Consider the following 21,449-nt stretch of genomic DNA (forward strand, 5'->3'; position numbering starts at 1 on the left):
CTATGCCGCACGGCCGCAAATCGGGATGTAAAATCCAGCGCGCTGCCGCGCGTTTGGCGCGCCGAGGCGGGCGCATGTGCGGCAGGCCGGCGGATTCCTAGTCGGCAAATCTGCGAGGCGCAACGACAGGTCGTGCGACTACACGTTATTTTGAACGACTATACTGAAAAGTAAAAATATCAGACGATCAGCGCCTTATCGCGCCACAGTCGAAATCCGCCTTCGAAGGCACGTGTGTTGTCGCCGCGCCTGGATTTTTCAGGCAATTCATCGAGCTTGTCGACATTGCCGCCGCCGATGACCACATAGTCCGGCTGCAAGGCGGCGCGAAGCCTGTTTACGACATCGAAAACGTATCTGCGCCATTTTTTCTTGCCGTGCTTTTCCAGGCCGCGCTCGCCTACATAGTCCTCGAAGCTGCCGCCCTTCTTGTAAGGAAGATGAGCAAGCTCCATCGGCTGCCCGACATTGTCGAGGATCATGGCGGCGCCCAGGCCGGTGCCGAGGCCGAGGAACAGCATACGGCCGCCGTCATAGCTGCCGATCGCCTGCAGGAGCGCGTCGTTGACGACTTTGACCGGCTTGCCGAAGGCGGCGGCGAAATCATAGCCGTTCCAGCCCTTGCCGAGATTGAAGGGATCGAGCGACGGCTTGTTGTCCCTGACCGGACCGGGATAGCCCATCGAAATGACGTCGTAATCCAGGCCCTCGGCCAGCTTCTTCACCGAAGCCACCATCTGCTCAGGTCTCAGGCCCGGCCCGGACTCGGTGCGGCGCATCTCGCCGCCGGCGCTGGTGAGAATTTTCACACGCGATCCGCCGACGTCGATGGTGAGGACGACCTGCCCGTCCTTCGTCGAAGCCCGTTTTGCTGCTTTCGCCATCCGGTCCCCTGAGAAGCTATTTCGTCGGATTGATCCAGCCATTGGGCGGGCCGAAGCCGTTCATGGCGTCGGCCGGCCCCCAGGTCTTCGGCGCGTAAATCGGAGGCGGCGTGGTGTCTCCAAGCACCGGTCCGACGATCCGCCATGCAAGCTCGGCCGCGTCCTGGCGCGTGAAGAGCTGGCCGTTGCCGTTCATGGCGTCGCCGATCAGCCGCTCATAGGGCGGCATATCGCCCTTGCTGTCGTCGAGCGCGGTCAGTTCCACCTGCTCGCCGATCATGTCGTCGCCGGCTACCTTGCGCTGGGCGCCGATCGAGATCGCCACCTGCGGATCGATACGGAAACGGACATAGTTGGCGTCGCCCGGCTTGATCGGATCGAAGACGTCGAGCGGCGGGCGCTTCAGCCGCACGATCACTTCGGTCGCATGCACCGGCATGTTCTTGCCGGCGCGGATGAAGAACGGCACGTCCTGCCAGCGCCAGGTGTCGACGAAGAAGCGAACGGCGGCGAAGGTCTCGACCGGCGAGTTCGGCCGCACGCCCGGCTCCGCCAGATAGCCGTCGAACTGGCCGCGCACGACATCGTCCTTGGTAAGCGTTCGGATGGCGCGCAGCACCTGAACCTTCTCGTCGATCAAATCGTCGGCAGAGCGGCCGACCGGCGGCTCCATGGCGAGCAACAGCAGGATGTTGAGCAGATGGTTCTCGATGACGTCGCGGATGCAGCCGACGTCGTCATAGAATTTGCCGCGGCCTTCGATGCCAAAATCCTCGGCCATGGTTATCTGCACGCTCTCGACGAAGTTGCGGTTCCAGATCGGCTCGAGGAAAGCGTTGGCGAAACGGAAATAGAGCAGGTTCTGGATCGCTTCCTTGCCGAGATAGTGGTCGATGCGGAAGATGGACTGTTCGTCGAACACCAGGTGCAACACGCGGTTCAGCCAGCGGGCCGACTGCAAATCGTGGCCGAAAGGCTTTTCGACCATCAATCTTGCGGCCCGCGCGGTGCCGGATTGTTCGAGCCCCTGGACGACGGTTTCGAACATCGTGGGCGGCACTGCCATGTAATGCAGCGGCCGCTGCGCCGAGCCGAGCGCCGTCTTCAATCTCTCGAATGTCGCCGGATCGCGATAGTCGCCGCTGACATAGCGCAGCAGCGAGGCGAGCCTGGCGAACACCTTGTCGTCGACGGCGCCCAGCGCATTGACGATGCCGTCGCGGGCACGGTCCACCAGTTTGCCAAGATCCCAAGGATCGAAAGCGACGCCGATCACCGGCTCGCTCAGCGTCCCCTTGGCGACCATATGATAGAGCGCCGGAAATATCTTCTTGTGCGCAAGATCGCCGGTCGCCCCGAAAAGCACCAGCGTGTCGGATCTCTCCTGGCTCATCCCGTCACTCCCGCTCTCACGCCTTCGGCTTTTCGACATGGCCGCCGAAAGCGTAGCGCATGGCGGACAAGAGCTTGTCGGCGAAGGCTGATTCGCCTTGCGAGGAGAAGCGGTCGAACAGCGCCGAGGAGAGCACCGGCGCCGGAACGCCGGTGTCGATCGCGGCCTTGAGCGTCCAGCGGCCTTCGCCGGAATCGGAGACGCGGCCGCCGAACTGAGCGAGCGACGGATCGTTCTTCAGCGCGCCGGCGGTGAGATCGAGCAGCCAGGAGCCGATGACGCTGCCATGGCGCCAGACTTCGGCCACGGCGGGCAGGTCGATGTCGAACTGATAGTATTGCGGGCTTTCGAGCGGGCTGGTTTCGGCGTCCGCCGTGCGGGCGCGCTTGCCGGCATTGGCCGATTTCAGGATGTTGATGCCCTCGGCGTAAGCGGCCATGACGCCGTATTCGATGCCGTTATGAACCATCTTGACGAAATGGCCGGCGCCGCTCGGCCCGCAATGCAGATAGCCGTAAGGCGCGGTTCCGGCGTCCTTCGGCGGATTGGAGCCCGGGTCGGCGCCCGGCGCCAGCGTGGCGAAGACCGAATCCAGGTGTTTCACGGCGTCGTCGGGGCCGCCGATCATCAGGCAGTAGCCGCGCTCCAGTCCCCAGACGCCGCCGCTGGTGCCGACATCGACGAAATTTATGCCCTTGGTCGCCAGCTTCGCCGCCTGGTCGACGGCATCGTGATAATAGGAATTGCCGCCGTCGATGATGATATCGCCCGGCTCCATCAGCGCCGCAACCTGGTCGACGATCCTGCCGGTGATCGCCGCCGGCAGCATCAGCCAGGCGCAGCGCGGCTTGGCGAGCTTGGCGACGAACTCCTCCAGCGAGGCGGCGCCGATGGCGCCGTCCTTGACCATGCCGGCGACACTTGCCGAATTGATGTCGTAGACGACGCATTCGTGGCCGTCGCGCATCAGGCGGCGCACCATGTTGGCGCCCATCCTGCCCAGTCCCATCATTCCGATCTGCATTGTGCTATCCTAATAGCTTGAGGAAAGAACCTTACTGGCTATCCGAAGGATCGATGCCGACGGTGAAGTCGACATTCTCCCAACGGCTCGCTTCGGGCCAGAAAAATGTGAAGACGACCGTCGATCCCGGCTGCAGGCCGGCGACATCCAGGTCAACCAGGTGGACGCCGAAGGCGTTCTCCACCGTGTTGTCGTCGCGCACCGTCAGCCACTTGTCGCTACTCCAGTGAACCACGCCGCGCGCCGCAAGTTCCACGCGCAGGAGCTTGCCGGCGGGAAGAGAGCGGATCTTGTTGTTGAAGCGCCATGTCCTGAACGGCGAAACGGTCTTGCGCTCGATGTAGCGCTCGACGCCCTGCGGCGGCATGTCGAAGACCTTGCCGTCGCGCAGCGAGCGCAGCAGCTTGATATGCTCGGCATGCGCCCAGACCAGCGGCATGGCGCTGCCCGATGGCGCGCCGAGCCGCAATTCGCGCTCCGGCAGGTCGGGTCTGTCCCAAACCTGCTCCGGCAGCAGACCGCCTGCACCGGCAGAGCGCTCGAAGGTTTCGAGCAGTTCGGCCGCTTTGCCGGGTCGCCCGGCGGCCAGCTCGTAATGCGCGCGCTCGCCGGCGAGTAGCGGCCAGGGCCGGCCCCGGCCGGTGCCGTCGAAGGGCGAGCCGTCCTCATGCTCGCCATAGCCGTCACCGCTATAGCGATACCAGAGCGGGCCTTGCGGCAACTCGCAGCGCAGAAGCGCGTCGATGGCTTTGACGGTGTTGACGATGCGCGGATCGTCGGCGGCTCTCAGTCCGAAGCGGACCAGCGCCAGCGCGTCGGGACTTATGATGGCCTCGGCCGGCCGATGGCTATCGCCGGGCGGGCGGTTCTTGATCGGCACGAAACCGTCCTTCGGCGAAGCGGCGCCAGCACCGTCGGGCGGTGCGATGCGGACATGGTAGCCGTCGATACCCTCCCTGGCGCAGAGTTCGGTGCCGGTGACATAGGTCCAGCGCTCGATCTGGTCGTTCCAGCAGTCGGCCGTCTCGCGCAGATAGTTTGCCGGTTCATTCTTGCCGCAAGCATCCAGCATGTCAGCCGCCGCAAGCAGCGCCGCGATCTCGACGGCCAGCGTGAACGGGCTGTAGCCGGCGTCCTCTTCCCAGCGGTCCTCGCCGGTGACCGGGCCGTTGCGCACCACATAGGAAGCCGCGCTTTCGATCATGGCTAGGAAGTCGTCGAGCTTCGCGCGCGGCAGATGACCCGCGCGGCGGAGCGCGTCGGCAAGCAGCAGCGGAAAGGCGCATTCGTCCATCTGGATGCCAGGCCAGTAGGGCGTGCCGCTCGCCCAGCAGTTCTGCGGCCAATGACCGTCCGCCTGTTGGATCGAGCGGAGATAGGTGAGGACATCGAGCGCCTGTCTGGCGTCGCCGGCTGCAAGGAAGCCCCCCGCCGTTTCGACCAGGTCGCGCGGCCAGACCAGATGGTAGCCGCCGAGATCGTCGTCGCCTTTGCTGAAGCCCCAGGGGATCGAAAGACTGGCGACTGCGGCTCCAGGCCTGGCGATCGACAGATGCGAGGCAAGCACCGCGGTACTGACGCGGCAGGTGTTCAAGCCGGAGGCGGCTTGCCTGTCGAGCGTCTCCAGGCCGGACTGGAAACTCCGCCAGTTGGCGGCATACGTTTCGGCGGCCGCATCGAAACCGTCCTTCAGGCTGGCCAGCGCGACCTCCGCCGCCTCTTCCGGCGAGGCGCCGAAGCCGAGCGCCAGCAATGCGGTGCCCTTGCCTGTCGAGAAGCCGATCTCGCCGGTCAGCGCCACATTGCCATCCTCCGCGCGCTCAGCGGCAGGATCGAGCGCGCCGCCATTCCGCAGCTGCTGCCAGCCGTCGGAGAAACCGACATAGCCGGCCGAGCATGCGCCCCAGGGCGGCGAGGCGGCAAGCGCGAGCGAGACGCCGCGGCCTGACGCAAAGAGGACACGCTGCCCCTTGTGCTGGCCGACCCAGGCGGTGTTGCCCATGCCGCGATTGACGAGATGCGGCGCGAGCAGCGCGTAAACCTGGTGGTCCGAGGCCGAGCCTTTGAGCGCCGCGAATGTGATTTCCTGCAGCAGAACGGGCCGTTTCGAATCCGTAACAATGCGCTTTTCAATCCGATACGAGCCGTTGACCGCCGTGTTGACCAAGCGATAGCCGGGCACGCCGGCTTCGAATGGCTCGATAAGGTGGGCGGCATCGCGTTTCTCTTCCGAGAAATAACCATCGGGACCGGTTATGATCAGCCCCAGGTCGCGCGTGCAGGCGCTGTCGAGGCGGGGATAATAGACCTCGTTCAATATGCCGTGACTGATGGTGAACCAAAGCGGGCTGTTCGCTGAAAGCCCGGTGCCGACGCCGCTCTTGGCGCTTGACGTCCAGCGCGCGGGAATTCCCGGGGCGCCCTGAGCAACGGTCGGCGTCACTGCCATCAATTGGCCTCCTGCGGCCGTTCCTAGACCAGGAGCCGGCGGCTTTTCAATCGCCGCACCCGAAGTTGATCGGGCTCGGGTCGCTTGACCCATCGTTGACAGCGCCGCCGTCAAGCGCTCACTATTTCTCGGGCAGGGAGGAACTGCGGAAAACAGGATCGAGGCCGCGCGGCGCGGCTTGGCTGTCGTTCCACGGCATTCATCAGGGGGACAGGGAGGAGACATGTCGGAGGTATCTCCCCAGCTGATCGATCGGCTGCTCGCGATCTCGCGGGCGCTCGCCGGCCATATCGATCCGGGCTCAGCGTTCCGGGCGACAGCGATCGAAATCGGCACGCTCATCCCGCACGACCATATCGATCTGGCGGTGTTGTCGCTCGATGGGCGCATGCATGCCTGCTACGAGGCCGGCTTCCATACCAGCTGGAGCGATCTGGCGCAGCATCCGGTCGAGGGCAGCCCGATCCGGCGCGTGCTGTGGGGCGACACGCCTTATCTTCTGACCGACAACGCACTTCTTGACGACCGATTCCACTTCGAGGGAGCGTTCGACGGACCGATCTTCGCCGCCAAGCTGCGGAGCCGCATCATCGTGCCGCTGCGGGCACGCGGCAGCGTGATCGGCGCGCTCAACATCAGCCGGCACAAGGCTGGCTGCTACTCGCAAGAGGACGTCGAGGTCGCTCAGCAATGCGCCGACCTCATCGGGCCCTATATGTTCGCGCTGATCCAGACGGAGGAAGCGCGCCGCGCCATGCTCGCCGAAAGCGAGGCGCGCAACCGGGCGGAACTGCTGAGAGTCGGCGCCTCGCAACTGACCGAGGGCATGGAGCGCGAGCGGCGCCGCATGGCCATGGACCTGCACGACCAGACGCTCGCCGACCTGGCCCGGATCGCACGTCAGGTTTCAGCTTTCCGCAGCCGGGGCGTGGCGCGGACGGCCCAGCTTGCCGATCTCGAGCAGGAGGTGGCGGGCTGCCTGGCGGAGCTGCGCCACATCGTCGACGACATGCGGCCGAGCGTCCTGGAACTGTTCGGCCTGCGCGACGCGGTCGAGGCACATCTCAACCGCAGCGTTGCCAGGGCCAAGCCGCCGATCGCGGTGCGCATCGCCGACACCAGCGACGGCAGCGCCGACGGCCTGTCGGAAACGCTTCGCACCGCGCTCTATCGCATCGTGCAGGAAGCCATCAACAATGCGGTCCGTCATGCCGCGCCAAGCCGCATCGAGGTGCAGCTGGCGTCGACGGCAACCACATTCAACGTGACCGTCACCGACGACGGGCATGGCTGCGGCGCGATCGATCCCGCCGCTCAAGGCGGCATCGGCCACATGCACACGCGAGCGGCCCTTGTCGGGGCGCGGCTGCGTTTCGAGCCGGCCGACCGCAAGGGCGGCACCAGGGTCGTGATCGAGATCGATCGCGAGTCCGCCGAGGCCGAGGCGGCGGCGTGCAGCACCGCGATAACCGAAGTTCAGCCGGTGGCGGAGGCAGTCTGATGCTGGTCATGATCGCCGAAAATGACGGGCTGCATCGCACCTTCGCGCGGCGGACCGTCGAGCAATTGTGGCCCGGCGATGTCGAGGTGATCGAAGCCGGCGACGGCGAGGACGCCATCAATCTTGCGGCGGAGCGGCAGCCGCCGCATGTCGTGCTCGACCTGCAGCTGCCCAAGGCGACCGGGATCGAGGTGGCGCGCGCCATCTGGAGCCGACGCGCCGGCACGCATATCCTGTTCTGGTCGAACTTCGCCGACGAGGCCTATGTGCGCGGCGTGGCCCGCATCGTGCCGCCGGGGTCGGTCTATGGCTATGTGCTGAAATCGGCGACGGAAGAAGGCATGCGCTCGGCGCTGCGCGGCGTGTTCCGCGAGGGGCATTGCATCATCGACCGCGAGATCCGCGGCATCCAGCACCGCGTCCAGGACCGGTTCGAGGGCATCACCGACGGCGAATATGAAAGCCTGATCGACATCGCGCTCGGCCTCACCGACCGAGCGATCGCGGCGCGGCGCGGCCTGTCGATCCGCGGCGCGCAGAGCCGCATCAAGCATGTCTATGAGAAGCTCGGAATAGTGCCGCCGGAGGAGGGCGCTGGCGAGGCGTCGGTGTTCAATTCGCGCACCCGCGCAATCTATCTGGCCATGGCGCGCGGCCTGATCAACATCGATGCGCTGCGGCGCGAGCAGGAGCAGCTCGACGCCTGGCTCGCGCAGGCAACGCCGTTGCAGGAGCAGTAAGCCCCGCGATGGGTCAACATGCTCAGCTTGAATGCTGATTGCTCTTGGCCCTCAGAACGATCGGCTCGGTCTCGATCAATCGAAGCGACCTGACCATATCAGCCGTCCGCGCCTTGTATTTGAGAAAGTGCGGCGCGGTCAGGTGGGCGTGGGAGGCGGAATGATCGACGTAGCATTCGATGACGCGCACCGTTTCGGGCGAACCTTTTATCGAGACCGCGTGCAGGAACAACACGCCGGGCTCGTTCTGCACCGAGGCCTCGATCTCTTCGGCGAGCAAGGCCCTGAAGCTGTCGAGCTGGAAGGCATCGATCTCCAGTTCCGCAATCCGCACGAGCGGCCTGCCGCATCTCTCTGCCATCCATGGTTCTCCTGTCTGCAGCCGCGGGTACCGGCGCCGACTGTGCAAAACCACAGTCGGTGCTGCGCTTAGACCGCTATCGCCCGGTCCGCGTCCCGACTAGCTTTTGTCCTACAAAAACAAGAATCCCGGGGAAGCGCTCATGCCGTTCGTCAGCATACGGATACTCGAGGGTCATTCGCAAAAGCGCAAGAACGAGATCTCGCGCCGGGTCGCCGAGGCGATCAGCGAGGTCGCCGAACTGCCCATGGAAGCGATCTGGGTGGTGATCGAGGACGTGCCGGGCAGCGACTGGTTCGTCGCCGGCAAGCCGGTGCGGGAACCCAAGAGCCCGTGATGTCGATCCCGGCGCGCGCCCGTCACTCCGGCTTTGATGACGTCGTCGGCAATGCGGCGATGGAGCGGCTCGCCACCGGCTACGGCTTCATCGAAGGTCCGGTGTGGCATCCCTATGAGAAATGGCTGGTCTTTTCCGACATTCCGCAAAGCCGCATGTACCGGCGCAGCGCTTCCGGCGAAATCGCGTCGTTCCGCGACCCGAGCCACATGGCCAACGGCAACACGCTCGACCGGCAGGGGCGGCTGGTGACCTGCGAGCACGCCAGCAGCCGCGTCACCCGCGCCGAGCCGGGCGGCACCACGACCGTTCTCGCCAGCCATTACCAGGGCAAGCAGCTCAACAGCCCGAACGACATTGTCGTCGCCACTGGAGGCTCGATCTATTTCACCGATCCGACCTACGGTCGAGCGGAATTCTACGGCGTGCCGAGGCCGCAGGAACTGTCCTACCAGGGCGTCTACCGGATCGACGGCGACGGCGCCGGGCTGACGTTGCTTGCCGACGATTTCGCGCAGCCCAACGGGCTCTGCTTCTCGCTCGATGAATCGCGGCTCTTCGTCAACGATACCACGCGTGGCCACATCCGTGTGTTCGGCGTCGAATCCAATGGTGACCTCAATGGCGGCGCCGTATGGGCTGTGACCGAGGGCGATGCGCCAGGCGCGCCGGATGGGATGAAGATCGACAGCCGCGGCAACCTCTATTGCACCGGCCCGGGCGGCATCCATGTCTTTGACGCGTCGGGCGATCTCCTCGGCGTCATCGCGACGCCGGAAGATTGTGCCAATTTCACCTTCGGCGACGAGGACCTGCGGAGCCTCTACATCGCCGCGTCGACGTCGCTCTACCGGCTGAGGGTACGGGTGCCGGGATTGAGGCTGTTTTGAGCGGGACCGTTCGCGCTCAGATCGGATGGGAGTGAAGCCGGCCCGCAGGGGCCGGTGGGAAGTGCAGCAGTCAACACATCTGGGAGGATAACGACATGAAGAAACTACTGGTCTTGAGCGCCTTTGCAGCCATGCTCGCCTCGGGCACCGCGCTTGCCGACACGAGCGGCAAGAAGATCGCCTTCTCCAACAACTACGCCGGCAATTCGTGGCGCCAGGCGATGCTCGACAGCTACGCCATCGTCACCAAGAAAGCGGTCGAGGACAAGGTGGTGGCGGCGGCGGATGTCTTCACCACCGCCGACAAGGAAGTGCCGACGCAAGCCGCGCAGGTGCAGAACCTGATCCTGCAGGGCTATGACGCCATTGTCATCAACGCCGCCTCGCCGGATGCGCTGAACGGCGCCATCAAGCAGGCCTGCGACGCCGGCATCGTGGTCGTTTCCTTCGACGGCATCGTGACCGAGCCTTGCGCCTACCGCGTCGTCGTCGACTTCAAGGACATGGGCAGGCAGGAAGTCGAGCAGATGGCCAAGTTCCAGCCGAAGGGCGGCAATTTGCTGGAAATCCGCGGGCTGGCAGGCACCTCGATCGACGATGCCATCCACGCCGGTATCCTCGAAGGCGTCGCCGCCCATCCCGAGTTCAAGATCGTCGGCTCGGTGACCGGCGACTGGGACCAGACCACGGCGCAGAAGGCGGTGGCGACCATCCTGCCGTCGCTGCCGGAGATCGTCGGCGTCGTCGACCAGGGCGGCGACGGCTATGGAGCCGCGCAAGCGTTCGCCGCCGCCGGCAAGCCGCGTCCGACCATCATCATGGGCAACCGTCAGGACGAGCTGAAGTGGTGGAAGGAGCAGAAGGACAAGGACGGCTACCAGACCTGGTCGGCCTCGATCGCGCCCGGCGTGTCGACGCTCGCCTTCTGGGTGGCGCAGCAGGTACTCGACGGCCGCAAGGACGTGCCGCACGATCTGCTGGTGCCGTATCTCGCATTCACCCAGGACAATTTCGAGGCCGCGCTGCCGAAGATCAAGGAAGGTGGCGTCGCTACCCACGAATACACCCAGGAAGACGCGATCGCGGCCATCAAGGCCAACATCAAGCAATAGCGGCGCGACGTTGCCAGCCGCATCGCCGACCGGATATCGTTGAGGATGCTCCAGGCTATTGCAGACATCGTCAGGCTGGACGGCGCCGAAAAGCACTTCGGCGCCGTCCGCGCGCTCAACGGCGTCGACTTCCATGTCGGCGCCGGCGAATGCGTCGGGCTGGTCGGGCACAATGGCGCCGGCAAGTCGACGCTGATGCATATGGTTGCGGGCACGCTGCGGCCCGATGGCGGGCAGATCGCGGTGCGCGGCAATCAGGAAGCGAGCTATTCCGTGGCGCGCGCGCTCGAGCTCGGCATACGCTGCGTTTTCCAGGAGCTGTCGCTCTGCCCAAACCTCAGCGTCGCCGAGAACACGCGCATCAACCATCCCTCGCTCAGCGGGCTCGGCTGGCGGCGCAAGGCCGCCGATCTCATCCAGGCCAAGCTCGACGAGATCTTTCCCGACCACGGCATCGCGGCGGACGACATTGCCGGCGATCTGTCGATCGGACGCCGCCAGATGGTCGAGGTGGCGCGCGCCTTCACGCTGACCCGCGAGCCGCTGCATCTGGTCATCCTCGACGAGCCGACCTCGTCGCTCGATGCGCACACGGCCGGCCAGCTGCTTTCATTCGTGCGCCGCTTCGTCGCCGCGGGCGGCAGCTGCATCCTGATCTCCCATGTGCTGGGCGAGGTGCTGCAGAATGCCGACCGCATCGTGGTGATGCGCGACGGCAAGGTGGTCGCCGCCGACGCCGCAAGCGCGTTCGACCGGGACAAGCTGGTCGCCGCGATGGGCGGCGCCGGGGAACATCAGAAGGCCGCCGCCGAGACCCGCAAGGTCGCGGTCGGGGCGCTCAGGGTGCGGGCGCGCCCGGCGCGGCAGCAGGATGGCAAGGAGCTTGTCGCCCGCGCCGGCGAGATCATCGGCCTTGCCGGACTCGCCGGGCATGGCCAGACGGACCTGCTGCTCGCGATCTTCTCGGCCGCCTCGCGCGACAGGGCCGGCATCGAAGTGACGGCGCCGGTGGCGCTGGTCGCCGGCGACCGCCAGGCGGACGGCATCTTCGCCCAATGGTCGATCGCCCAGAACATCGGCATCCGCTCGCTTCAGCGCCTGCGCGACGGCCTGCTGATCTCGCCGCAGCGCGAGGCGGAGCTGGCCGAATTCTGGAAGAAGAAGATCGGCATCCGCACGCCGGACATGAACAACAACATCTATTCGCTGTCGGGCGGCAATCAGCAGAAGGCGCTGTTTGCGCGCGCGCTCGGCTCCGATGCCGAGATCGTGCTGATGGACGATCCGATGCGCGGCGTCGACATTGGCACCAAGCTCGAAGTCTACGACCTCGTGCGCGAGGAGGCCGGAAAGGGCCGCACCTTCCTCTGGTACACGACCGAAACCGAAGAGCTCGACAATTGCGACCATGTCTATGTCTTCAAGAACGGCCGCATCGTCGCCAATCTCGGACGCGACGAACTGACGGAGGAGAAGATCATCCAGTCCTCGTTCGGCGACACGGCCTGAGATGACGGCGATCGCTCCCGGCACGCTCCCGAAATCCTCCCGCGGCAGCGCGGCCCGCGCACGCATGCTGCGCAGCCTGCTGCCGGCGCTGTCGCTGTCGCTGGTGTTGATGGCCATCGCCTGGCTCAACCCGCGCGCCATCAGCTATTTCGGCTTCAACCTGATGCTGAACCTGGCGATCCCGATCGCGCTGGCGACGATCGCGCAGATGTTCGTCATCGCCGGCAATGAGCTCGATCTGTCGATCGGCACTTTCGTCGGCTTTGTCGGCTGCGTCACCGCCACCTGGCTCAGGGATGCGCCGCTCATCGGTGTCGCTGTGCTGCTCGGTTCAATCGGCGTCTACGCGCTGCTCGGCGCGCTGATCCATCTGCGCAACCTGCCCTCGATCGTGGTGACGCTCGGCATGAGCTTCGTCTGGCAGGGGCTGGCTATCCTTATCCTGCCGAAGCCGGGCGGCAAGGCTCCGGACTGGCTGCTGGCGATCATGTCTTTCAAGCCGCCCTATATCCCGTTCCCTATACTGGCGGCATTGCTCATCGCGGCGATCGTGCATTTTGGCCTGATGCGCACTTCATATGGCGTCATCCTGCGCGGTTCCGGTGGCAATGCCGCGGCGCTCAGGCGCGCCGGCTGGTCGCTGCTCAAGACAAAAATCGTGCTCTTCGCGCTGACGGGCCTGTTCGGCGTGCTTTCCGGCATGGCGCTGATCGGCATCACCACTTCGGCCGACGCCAATATCGGCAACGGCTACACGCTGCTTTCGATTGCCGGCGTCATCCTTGGCGGCGGCGAGTTCGTCGGCGGCCGGGTGTCGCCGATCGGCGCGGTCATCGGCGCGCTGACGCTGGCTTTGGCCGCTTCGCCGCTCTTGACCTTCATGCACATCCCGCCCGATTGGCAAGTGGCCGCCAATGGCGCGATCCTGATCATCGTGCTGGCGGCCCGGGTGCTGATCAGCCGCAGGGAGAGGTGAACGATGACCTCTGTCCGGATGCTGCTTGAAAAACCCTGGCTCTGGTCCTTCGTCGGCGCCGTTCTCGTGTGGGTGGCGACCGTCGCCTTCACCGGCGGCTATGGCGCCGGCGGCATGGTCACGGCGGCACTTTCGCTTGCCGTCTTCACCGTCATCGTCGGCGTCGGCCAGATGTTCGTCATCACGCTCGGCCCCGGCAATGTCGACCTGTCGCTGCCCGCCAATATCGGACTGGCGAGCGCGGTGGCGATGAAGGTTATGGGCGGCAGCGATTCGATGATCGTCGTCGGGTTGTTGGCGGCGCTCGCCTGCGGCGCGGCGATCGGCGCCATCAACTATCTGCTGATCTGGGCGCTCAGGATTCCGCCGATCATCGCGACGCTGTCGGCAAGCTTCATCATCCAGTCGGTCGACATCAGCTACGGGCGCGGCCTGCAGATCAAGCCGCCGCCGGGCTTTGCCGATTTCACCAACTGGCAGGTGCTGGGGATCCCGGTGCTGGCGATACTGACGGTGGTCTTCACCATCGCCGCGGCGCTGGCGCTGCAGCGCATGATCTATGGCCGCTCGGTGCTGGCGATCGGGCAGAACATCCGCGCCGCCTGGCTGGCCGGCGTCAATGTCGGCCGCATCCGCTTCCTCACCTACACGCTTTGCGGCGCGCTGGGCGGCATCGACGGCGCGCTGCTTGCCGGCTATTTCCGCGGCGCCAATGTCGATATCGGCAATGAATATCTGCTCGCCTCCATCGCGGTCGTCGTCATCGGCGGCACCTCGGTCGCCGGCGGCAAGGCCAACGTGCCCGGCGTCTGGGGCGCCGGCCTGTTCCTGGTGCTTTTGCTCACCATGCTCAACACCTTCGGCGTAAGCGCCGGCGTGCGGCTGGTGCTGACCGGGCTGATCATCGTCGGGGTGATCACGGCGGCGGGTGGCGAGAAGGCTGTGCGGTGACAAGTCGCGAGGAGGGGGTCGCTCTGCGGGGTCTCTCCAGCCAAATTTGACCATGTGGACAAAGGTCGGGCGTCGTTCCATAGTCCTCCCGTCTGACATGTTTTGAACGGCCGGCTCGACACGGTCGTCGAGCAGAGGGGATTTCAATGGAAAACGATCATCGCAAAACGCAACGCGCCGGCCTGTCGCGGCGCAATGTGCTGGAACTCGGCGCCCTCGGGCTGACCGCGGCGGCGCTGCCCGGCGTGGCCTTCGCCAAGGACAAGAAGCTGAAGGTGGCGGCGATCTTCGCGACGCCGATCGAGGAGCCCTGGGACAACCAGATCCATGTCGCCCTGCAGAAGGCCGAGAAGGAGCTGGGCATCGAATACAAATGGTCGGAGAAGGTGCAGACCGCCGACTTCAGCCGCGTGATGCGCGAATATGCGCAAGGCGGCTACGAGTTGGTGCTGGGCGACGCCTTCGCCGCCGAGCGCGAATCGCGGCGCACGGCAAAACAGTTTCCGAAGACGGCCTGGCTGTTCGGCTCCGGCGCCGGGCCTGCCGAACCCAATTTCGGCGTCTTCGACAACTGGATCCACGAGCCGGCCTATCTCTCCGGGCTGATCGCCGGCAAGATGTCGAAGTCGGGCACGATCGGCGCTGTCGCGGCAATGGGCATTCCGGAAGTGAACCGGCTGGTCAACGCCTTCTTCGCCGGCGCCAAGGAGGTCAATCCAAACATCAAGCGGAAGGTCGCCTTCATCGGCTCCTTCTTCGATCCGCCGAAGGCCAAGGAGGCCGCGATCGCGCAGATCGATGCCGGCGTCGACGTCATCTATGCCGAGCGTTTCGGCGTCATCGAGGCGGCGGTCGAAAAGAAGATCTACGCCATCTCCAACATGTCCGATCAGTCGAGCCTCGGACCCGACACGGTGATCACCGGCCCGGTATGGAATATGTATCCGACGGTCGAGCAGGCGATCAAGCTGGTCAAGGCGGGCGTCTTCACCGCGCAGGACTATGGCGACTTCTCACGCATGGCCAAGGGCGGCTCCGATCTCGCCCCCTATCACAAGTTCGAGAAGACGCTGCCGGCCGAGGTTAAGGACCTGGTCGCCAAGAAGAGAGCCGAGATCCTGGAAGGCAATTTCCGCGTCGACGTCGACGAGAACACGCCGGTGTCGGATTGACCAGTACCCTCCCCCTTGCGGGGAGGGTGCCGGGCGAAGCGAGGCGGGAGGGGTCGTCTCAACCGCTCAACCTTGACGACTGAAGATGGAGCGCTTCGCGGGCGACCCCACCCGGCCCTGCGGGCCACCCTCCCCTCAAGGGAGGGATATTAGGAGCACCCTTGCCCGTCCCTCTGATCGAAATGCGCGGCATCACCAAGAGCTTCGGCGCCGTCAAGGCGAACGAGGCCGTGGATCTCAGCGTCGCCCCCGGCGAGATCCTTGGCCTGCTCGGCGAGAACGGGGCCGGCAAGACGACGCTCATGAACGTGCTGTTCGGCGCTTATGCGCCGGATGCCGGCGAGATCCTCATCGAGGGCAGGCCGGTCGCCATCCACAATTCGGCCGATGCACTCGCGGCCGGCATCGGCATGGTGCATCAGCATTTCCATCTGGCGCCACGGCTGACGGTGCTGGAAAACCTCTTGATCGGCATTGCCGGCAAGTCCGGCCGCATCGACCGCACGGGCGGGCTGGCGCGGCTGAAGGAGATCGGCCGCCAGCATGGCTTACATCTCGATCCCGGCCTGCCGGTCTCGGCGCTCTCGATCGGCGAGCAGCAGCGGCTGGAAATCATCAAGGCGCTCTTTCGCGGCGCCAGGCTCCTGATCCTCGACGAGCCGACGGCGGTGCTGGCGCCCAGCGAGGTCGATGGCCTCTTCGCCGCGCTGCGCTCGATGGCGGCGCAAGGGCTCGGCATCATCTTCATCTCGCACAAGCTCAACGAAGTCAGGGCGCTCACCCATCGTTGCGTCGTGCTTCGGCATGGCAAGGTCGCCGGCCGCGTCGATCATCCGGCAGGAACCACCTCGGCCGAGATGGCCAAGCTGATGTGCGGCCACGAAATCATGCCGCCGATCAAGGAGGTCTCGACGCCTGGCGCGCCCGTGCTGACGCTCGACGGCGTCTCCACCTCAGGTCATGGCGGCACGCCGCTGCGCGAGGTCTCGCTCTTCGTCCGCGGCGGCGAGATCCTCGGCGTTGCCGGCGTCTCCGGCAATGGCCAGCGGGCGCTGGCTGATGTGATCTCCGGCATGCTGTCGCCGAGTGCCGGTTCGATGACGATAGCCGGCAAAGCAGTTGCGCAATTTTCGCCGCGCGAGCTGCAGGCGCTCGGCCTTGGCCGCATTCCTGAGGACCGGATGACGACCGGGCTGGTCACCAACCTGCCTCTAGCCGACTCCATGGTGCTGCCCCGCATCGGCACCGAGGCCTTCAGCCGCAAGGGACTGCTCGATCCGGCCGCGATCCGCGCCTTCGCGGAGGCGCAGATCAAGGCCTATGATATACGCTGTCCCGGCCCCATGACGCGCGCCGGCGCGCTTTCCGGCGGCAATCTGCAGAAGGCGCTTTTGGCGCGCGAGCTCGCCTTCGATCCGAAGGTGCTGATCGTTTCGCAGCCGACGCGCGGCCTCGACATCGGCGCCGCCCGGTTCATCCACGAGAAGTTCCTCGCCATGCGTGCCAAGGGTTGCGGGATCATCGTGATTGGCGAGGATCTCGAGGAGTTGCTGATGCTCTGCGACCGCATCACGGTGATGTACGAAGGCCGCATCGCCGGCACGCTTTCCGGCTCGGAGGCCACCGTCGCGAGGCTTGGGCTGCTGATGACCGGCGCGGAGGGGAGGGCGTAGAGCGATGGAATTGCCTCGGGAGCACGCCTGATGTTCCGTCTCGAAGTCCGCACGTCGACGCCGGCCTGGTTCAATCTCGCCCTGCCGCTGCTCGCCATCGCCGTCGCGCTGGTTTTGTGCAGCGGTCTCATCGCTGTCGCCGGCGCCGGTGTCATCGAGGCCTATGGCGTGATGCTCTCGGCCTCGCTCGGCGACAGCTACGCCATCACCGAGACGCTGGTTCGCGCCGCGCCGATGATCTTCACCGGCCTTGCGGTGGCGATCGCCTTCCGCGCCAAATTCTGGAACATCGGGGCCGAAGGCCAGCTGCTCGCCGGCGCGGTTGCGAGTTGTGCCGTAGGCGCCATCCCGATGCCGGGACCGCTCGCCATGCTGCTGATGGCGCTGGCCGGCGCGGCGGCCGGCGCCCTCGTCGCGCTGGTGCCGGCGACGTTGCGCGTCAAATTCAAGGTCGACGACGTGGTCAGCTCGCTGCTGCTCAACTCGGTCATCTATTACGCGCTGATGGCGCTGATCGAGGGGCCGTGGAAGGACACCTTTTCCGGTTATCCGATCTCGCCGCCAATCGAGGATTCCGCCAATTTCCCGGTGCTGATCGAAGGCACAAGGCTGCATATCGGCGTCGTCGTGGCGCTGATCGCAGCGCCCGTCTGCTGGTTCCTGATCGCGCGCACCACGCTCGGCTTCCGCATCCGCGTCACCGGCGAGAATGCGGAGGCGGCCCGCTATGGCGGCATCAATACCCAGCGCGTGCTGCTCTCCACCGCGCTGCTTTCCGGCGCGCTGGCCGGACTGGCCGGCGTCGGCGAGGTTGGTGGCGTCCACTTCCAGGTGATGAGCGACATCTCGCCGGGCTACGGCTATTCCGGCATCGTCGTCGCCATGCTCGCCAGGCTCAATCCGCTCGGCGTCGTGCCGTCCGCGATCTTCCTTGCCGCGGTCATGACCGGCGCCGAGGCGATGTCGCGCGCCACCGGCGTGCCGGCCTTCCTCAGTGAGGTCATCCAGGGTACGGCGCTGCTTGCGATGCTGGTAGCGCTGCTCTTCACCGCCTACCGCATCCGCCGCGTGGGGGCGCCCGTATGAGCGCGGTGTTCGAGCAGATTTTTCAGGTCGGCTTCCTCGCCGCCATCATCCGTATCGCCACACCGCTCGCCTTCGCCACGCTAGGCGAGATGTTTTCCGAGCGGGCCGGCGTGCTCAATCTCGGCATTGAAGGCATCATGCTGTTGGCGGCCATGGCCGGCTTCACCGCCGCGAGCCTGAGCGGCAGCCTGTGGCTGGGCGTGCTGGTGGCCGTGCTTGTCGGGGCGGCGATGGGCGCGCTGCATGGGCTGTTCACGGTGGTCTTGGGCCTCAGCCAGCATGTCTGCGGCATCGGCGTGACGCTGTTCTGCTCTGGGCTCGCCTATTTCCTCTACCGGCTGATCTTCGGCCAGCAATCGGTGCCGCCCAGCATCAAGGGCTTTCAGCCGGCGCCGATCCCCCTGCTGTCGGACATTCCGATCCTGGGGCCGGCGGTGTTCAACCAGTTCACGCTGGTTTATCTCGCGATCATCGCCGTTCCGTTTGCCGCCTTCGTGCTCTACCGCACGCCCTGGGGGCTGTCGGTGCGCATGGTCGGCGAGAACCCGCGCGCGGCGGATTCCGCCGGCGTCAGCGTGATCGCCACGCGCTTCCAGGCCGTGATCCTCGGCGGCGCGCTGATGGGTCTTGCCGGCGCCTTTCTCACCATGGCGCAGTTCAACGCCTTCACCTTCGGCGTGGTGTCGGGGCGCGGCTGGGTGGCGATCGCGCTGGTGGTGTTCGGCCGCTGGGACCCGTGGCGTTCGGCGGGCGCGGCATTGCTCTTTGCCTTCGTCGACGCGCTGCAGCTCAGGATGCAGGCCAGCGGCCTCGGGCACATCCCTTACGAAGCCTTCCTGATGCTGCCCTTCATCTTCACCATCGTCGCCATGGCCTTCATTTCGCGCAACGCGGTCGCGCCTTCGGCGCTGCTGAAGCCGTTTCGACGCGAGGAACGGTAGGGTAGGATTCTTTCCTAGACGGTTGCAAGGTGGTTCCCCCAACGGATCAAGGTGCAAGAACCTTCCTGCACCGCCAAGGGTCGACCCCCCACTCCGTCGAGCTGCGCTCGACACCTCTCCCCCGATCGACGGGGTAGAGGAAAGGCGCCCAGCGTGGGACGCCTCAGATCGCCGTGAAGGCGTTGTCGACGAAGAGATGCGCGCCGTTGACGAAGCTCGATTCGTCGCTCGCCAGGAACAGCGCCGCCTTGGCCACTTCCTCCGGCTCGCCGATGCGGCCCTGTTGCGCGGCCATGGCGGCATCGGAAACATCGACGCCGAGCTTGCCGAGGTCGGCGACCTCGCGCATTCCGTGCGGCGTGCGGATGAAGCCGGGACAGATGGCATTGCAGCGGATGTTGCGATCGCGGAACTCCACCGCGATGGCACGCGCGAACATGTGGCAGGCGCCTTTAGTGGTGTCATAGAGCACTTCGTTCGGCGTCGCCGCCACCGCCGAGATCGACGAGGTGCAGACGATCGAGCCGCCGCCGGCGGCGATCATGCCGGGCAGCACCGCGCGCGTCATCAGGAACATCGAACGCACATTGACGGCGTGCAGCCAGTCCCATTCCTGCAGAGTCGTCTCCAAGAAGGGTTTAATCACGATGGTGCCGGCGTGGTTGAACAGCACGGTAACGGGGCCGAATTTTTCCGCGGCCGCCTTCGCCGCCGCCTCGACCTGCGCCTCGTCGGAAACGTCGGCTACGAAATGCTCGGCGACATGGCCGCGCGCGCGGATCGCCGCGGCGGTCTTGCCGGCGGCATCGCCATTGCGGTCGATGATCGCCACTTTGGCGCCTTCGGCGGCAAACAGCTCGGAAGCCGCTCCACCCATGCCCGTCGCGCCGCCCGAGATGATGGCGACCTTGCCCGCCAGCCTTCCACCCATATTGCTCTCCCTGAGTCCTGTGAGACTATTTTGATGCTATTCCCTCGCGTACCGAATAGCCAAGCGCTTGAACGAGGCCGTTTGCCGGAGCTACAGGCATTTTGTCGGATCCTCCGGTGGCGCATCCCCGCACGTTTTTCGATCTCGGCTGAGAATAAACGCCCCTCAAGTTGCCGCTTCCGAGGACGTCCTTCCAAAAACAGGCGAAAAATAGCACTCGACAAAGTCTACTATCTTTATAGATTAATGGCCGAGACGGAGGTTCGACCATGACCTACATGCAGAATGCTCAGCGCAAGGGCCAGAGGCTGACCGCCGACCAGAGCTGGAGGCCCGCCTATGGCGGAACCTTCGCCTATCTCGTTTTCGCGCTGGCATTCGTGTTCACCGGCGCGGTGGTGCTTGGGATCATCCCCTGACAGAGCCGGGGCCTACGGCCCCCCCGTCCAAAAATCTGAGTTGGAGTAACCGGAGAAGATAACTGGCCGAGCGCCAGGCGCATCGGCGCGCCTGCGCGCATTGGATTGTTCGAGGTGGAGCGGGGCAAGCCAACGTGACGGAGGAGATGGCAATGCCGATCGAGTTCACGCATGTTCCCGGTAAGCCTGCGAATGGCAGCTTCTTCTACGATTTCGCCGAGACGGCGACCAAGCTGTCGCTGATCGAGGATGCGGGGTTCCGCAAGCTGGTGATCGACGATCCGGCCGGCCTGCTCGCCAACATGGACATCGCCGCGCAGACGCTCGACCGCACCCCGGCGCTGGAAGTGGTGCTGACGCACTGGGCCGGTGTGGTCGAGCCGACCGTGGCGGCAAGGCAGCTCGCGGCGCTCGACTTGAGAGGCGGCGGCCGCCTGTCGCTCAGGATGCTGAGCGAGCCGCTCCAGGACAGTGATGCCGAGGCGCGGCCGGTCGGCCACAGCGTGGTTTGGCAGCGCATCGACGAATATCTTGTGCTGCTGAAGCGGCTGTGGTCGAACGACGAGCCCTTCGACCATGAAGGCGCCTTCTACAGCGTCAAAGGCGGTTACGTGCCGCGCAAGGGCCCGCATGGCGGCGACCTCACCATCCGGCTCGGCGGCCAGTCCGGCACCGCGCTGAAGGTCGCCGGCCGGCATGCCGATATATTCGAGCTGGCGGCCGGCTCGCCGGACGAAGTCGCGCAGCTGATGCAGCGTGTGCGCGGCGCTGCAGCCGAGCACGGCCGCGCCGGCAGATTGCGCTTCGCGCTTCCCGTCCGCATTCGCCCCGAAGGCTGGTCCGGCGCTTCCGACCACAAGGCGGTCGAGGTCGCGGGGCCGCCGGCGCGGCTTGCGCTCTCGCTGTTGCCCTATGCCGCGCTAGGCATCGAGGAATTCATGATCGGCGGTATCGACCGTTCCAGCGAGATCGCGCGGATCGGCCGCGAAACGGTCACGCCGATCGCGAATTCGCTGGCTCGGTGCGACGCCGACACCCTGGCGCCAGGAACGTTCGCGTCGCGCTCGTTCACCGGGGCACACCTTCGGTGAAATCGCGGA

General features: G+C 65.5%; 20 protein-coding genes. 14 read left to right on the forward strand and 6 right to left on the reverse strand.

What is annotated here, in order from left to right; genetic code table 11:
* Positions 1-179: 179 nt before the first annotated feature.
* The 4 genes from CK221_RS26105 to CK221_RS26120 are packed head-to-tail and all read right to left on the reverse strand — an operon-like array spanning position 180 to position 5,750.
* Positions 180-884, reverse strand: a complete 705-nt coding sequence (locus CK221_RS26105; RefSeq protein WP_095779802.1) for an ROK family protein — start codon at positions 882-884, stop codon at positions 180-182.
* Between the two features lie 16 nt (positions 885-900).
* Positions 901-2,277, reverse strand: a complete 1,377-nt coding sequence (gene zwf / locus CK221_RS26110) for a glucose-6-phosphate dehydrogenase (protein WP_095779803.1) — start codon at positions 2,275-2,277, stop codon at positions 901-903.
* 16 nt (positions 2,278-2,293) lie between these two features.
* A complete protein-coding gene (gnd, locus tag CK221_RS26115; RefSeq protein ID WP_095779804.1) occupies positions 2,294-3,301 on the reverse strand; it encodes a phosphogluconate dehydrogenase (NAD(+)-dependent, decarboxylating) in 1,008 nt (335 codons plus the stop codon).
* Between the two features lie 31 nt (positions 3,302-3,332).
* Entirely contained in the window at positions 3,333-5,750 is a 2,418-nt protein-coding gene (locus CK221_RS26120; RefSeq protein WP_095779805.1) for a glucan 1,4-alpha-glucosidase, read from the reverse strand.
* A gap of 223 nt (positions 5,751-5,973) precedes the next feature.
* Between CK221_RS26120 and CK221_RS26125 the strand changes: the two genes are divergently transcribed.
* Both CK221_RS26125 and CK221_RS26130 read left to right on the forward strand, forming a co-directional pair.
* Positions 5,974-7,251, forward strand: coding sequence for a histidine kinase (locus CK221_RS26125; RefSeq protein ID WP_095779806.1), 1,278 nt, complete (start codon positions 5,974-5,976; stop codon positions 7,249-7,251).
* Positions 7,251-7,991: a response regulator transcription factor gene (locus tag CK221_RS26130; RefSeq protein ID WP_095779807.1), complete on the forward strand. Its 741-nt coding sequence runs from the start codon at positions 7,251-7,253 to the stop codon at positions 7,989-7,991. Before CK221_RS26125 ends, CK221_RS26130 begins: the two co-directional genes overlap by 1 nt.
* Before the next feature lie 22 nt (positions 7,992-8,013).
* Here CK221_RS26130 and CK221_RS26135 read toward each other — a convergent pair whose 3' ends face one another.
* Positions 8,014-8,352: a putative quinol monooxygenase gene (locus CK221_RS26135; RefSeq protein ID WP_066998255.1), complete on the reverse strand. Its 339-nt coding sequence runs from the start codon at positions 8,350-8,352 to the stop codon at positions 8,014-8,016.
* 142 nt (positions 8,353-8,494) lie between these two features.
* On the opposite strand from CK221_RS26135, the gene CK221_RS26140 reads away from it, so the two are divergent.
* The 10 genes from CK221_RS26140 to CK221_RS26185 all read left to right on the forward strand — a co-directional run bounded on the left by CK221_RS26140 (position 8,495) and on the right by CK221_RS26185 (position 18,999).
* Positions 8,495-8,689, forward strand: a complete 195-nt coding sequence (locus CK221_RS26140; RefSeq protein ID WP_066998377.1) for a 4-oxalocrotonate tautomerase family protein — start codon at positions 8,495-8,497, stop codon at positions 8,687-8,689.
* Positions 8,689-9,579 (forward strand): SMP-30/gluconolactonase/LRE family protein, encoded by an 891-nt coding sequence (locus tag CK221_RS26145; RefSeq protein WP_095779841.1) that lies wholly within the window; start codon positions 8,689-8,691, stop codon positions 9,577-9,579. The genes CK221_RS26140 and CK221_RS26145 overlap by 1 nt, the downstream gene beginning before the upstream one ends.
* 95 nt (positions 9,580-9,674) lie before the next feature.
* Positions 9,675-10,691, forward strand: a complete 1,017-nt coding sequence (locus CK221_RS26150) for an ABC transporter substrate-binding protein (protein WP_066998252.1) — start codon at positions 9,675-9,677, stop codon at positions 10,689-10,691.
* Between the two features lie 45 nt (positions 10,692-10,736).
* Complete coding sequence (locus CK221_RS26155) at positions 10,737-12,200, forward strand: sugar ABC transporter ATP-binding protein (RefSeq protein WP_066998249.1); 1,464 nt, start codon at positions 10,737-10,739, stop codon at positions 12,198-12,200.
* Position 12,201: 1 nt separating this feature from the next.
* On the forward strand, positions 12,202-13,176 hold the full coding sequence (locus tag CK221_RS26160) for an ABC transporter permease (protein WP_066998246.1): 975 nt from the start codon (positions 12,202-12,204) through the stop codon (positions 13,174-13,176).
* Positions 13,177-13,179: 3 nt separating this feature from the next.
* A complete protein-coding gene (locus CK221_RS26165) occupies positions 13,180-14,127 on the forward strand; it encodes an ABC transporter permease (protein WP_095779808.1) in 948 nt (315 codons plus the stop codon).
* Positions 14,128-14,273: 146 nt separating this feature from the next.
* On the forward strand, positions 14,274-15,299 hold the full coding sequence (locus CK221_RS26170; RefSeq protein WP_095779809.1) for a BMP family protein: 1,026 nt from the start codon (positions 14,274-14,276) through the stop codon (positions 15,297-15,299).
* Between the two features lie 161 nt (positions 15,300-15,460).
* Entirely contained in the window at positions 15,461-16,972 is a 1,512-nt protein-coding gene (locus CK221_RS26175; RefSeq protein ID WP_095779810.1) for an ABC transporter ATP-binding protein, read from the forward strand.
* A gap of 30 nt (positions 16,973-17,002) precedes the next feature.
* Positions 17,003-18,058, forward strand: coding sequence for an ABC transporter permease (locus CK221_RS26180; protein ID WP_095779811.1), 1,056 nt, complete (start codon positions 17,003-17,005; stop codon positions 18,056-18,058).
* Complete coding sequence (locus CK221_RS26185) at positions 18,055-18,999, forward strand: ABC transporter permease (RefSeq protein WP_095779812.1); 945 nt, start codon at positions 18,055-18,057, stop codon at positions 18,997-18,999. The genes CK221_RS26180 and CK221_RS26185 overlap by 4 nt, the downstream gene beginning before the upstream one ends.
* Before the next feature lie 163 nt (positions 19,000-19,162).
* Here the strand turns inward: CK221_RS26185 and CK221_RS26190 are convergent, their stop codons facing one another.
* Positions 19,163-19,930, reverse strand: coding sequence for an SDR family oxidoreductase (locus tag CK221_RS26190; RefSeq protein WP_095779813.1), 768 nt, complete (start codon positions 19,928-19,930; stop codon positions 19,163-19,165).
* A 269-nt stretch (positions 19,931-20,199) separates the two neighbouring features.
* On the opposite strand from CK221_RS26190, the gene CK221_RS26195 reads away from it, so the two are divergent.
* Positions 20,200-20,349: a hypothetical protein gene (locus CK221_RS26195; protein ID WP_082953811.1), complete on the forward strand. Its 150-nt coding sequence runs from the start codon at positions 20,200-20,202 to the stop codon at positions 20,347-20,349.
* Positions 20,350-20,501: 152 nt separating this feature from the next.
* Entirely contained in the window at positions 20,502-21,440 is a 939-nt protein-coding gene (locus CK221_RS26200; RefSeq protein ID WP_095779842.1) for an LLM class flavin-dependent oxidoreductase, read from the forward strand.
* Positions 21,441-21,449: the final 9 nt, after the last annotated feature.

The organism is Mesorhizobium sp. WSM3868, from assembly GCF_002294785.1.
In the GTDB taxonomy this organism is placed as follows: domain Bacteria; phylum Pseudomonadota; class Alphaproteobacteria; order Rhizobiales; family Rhizobiaceae; genus Mesorhizobium.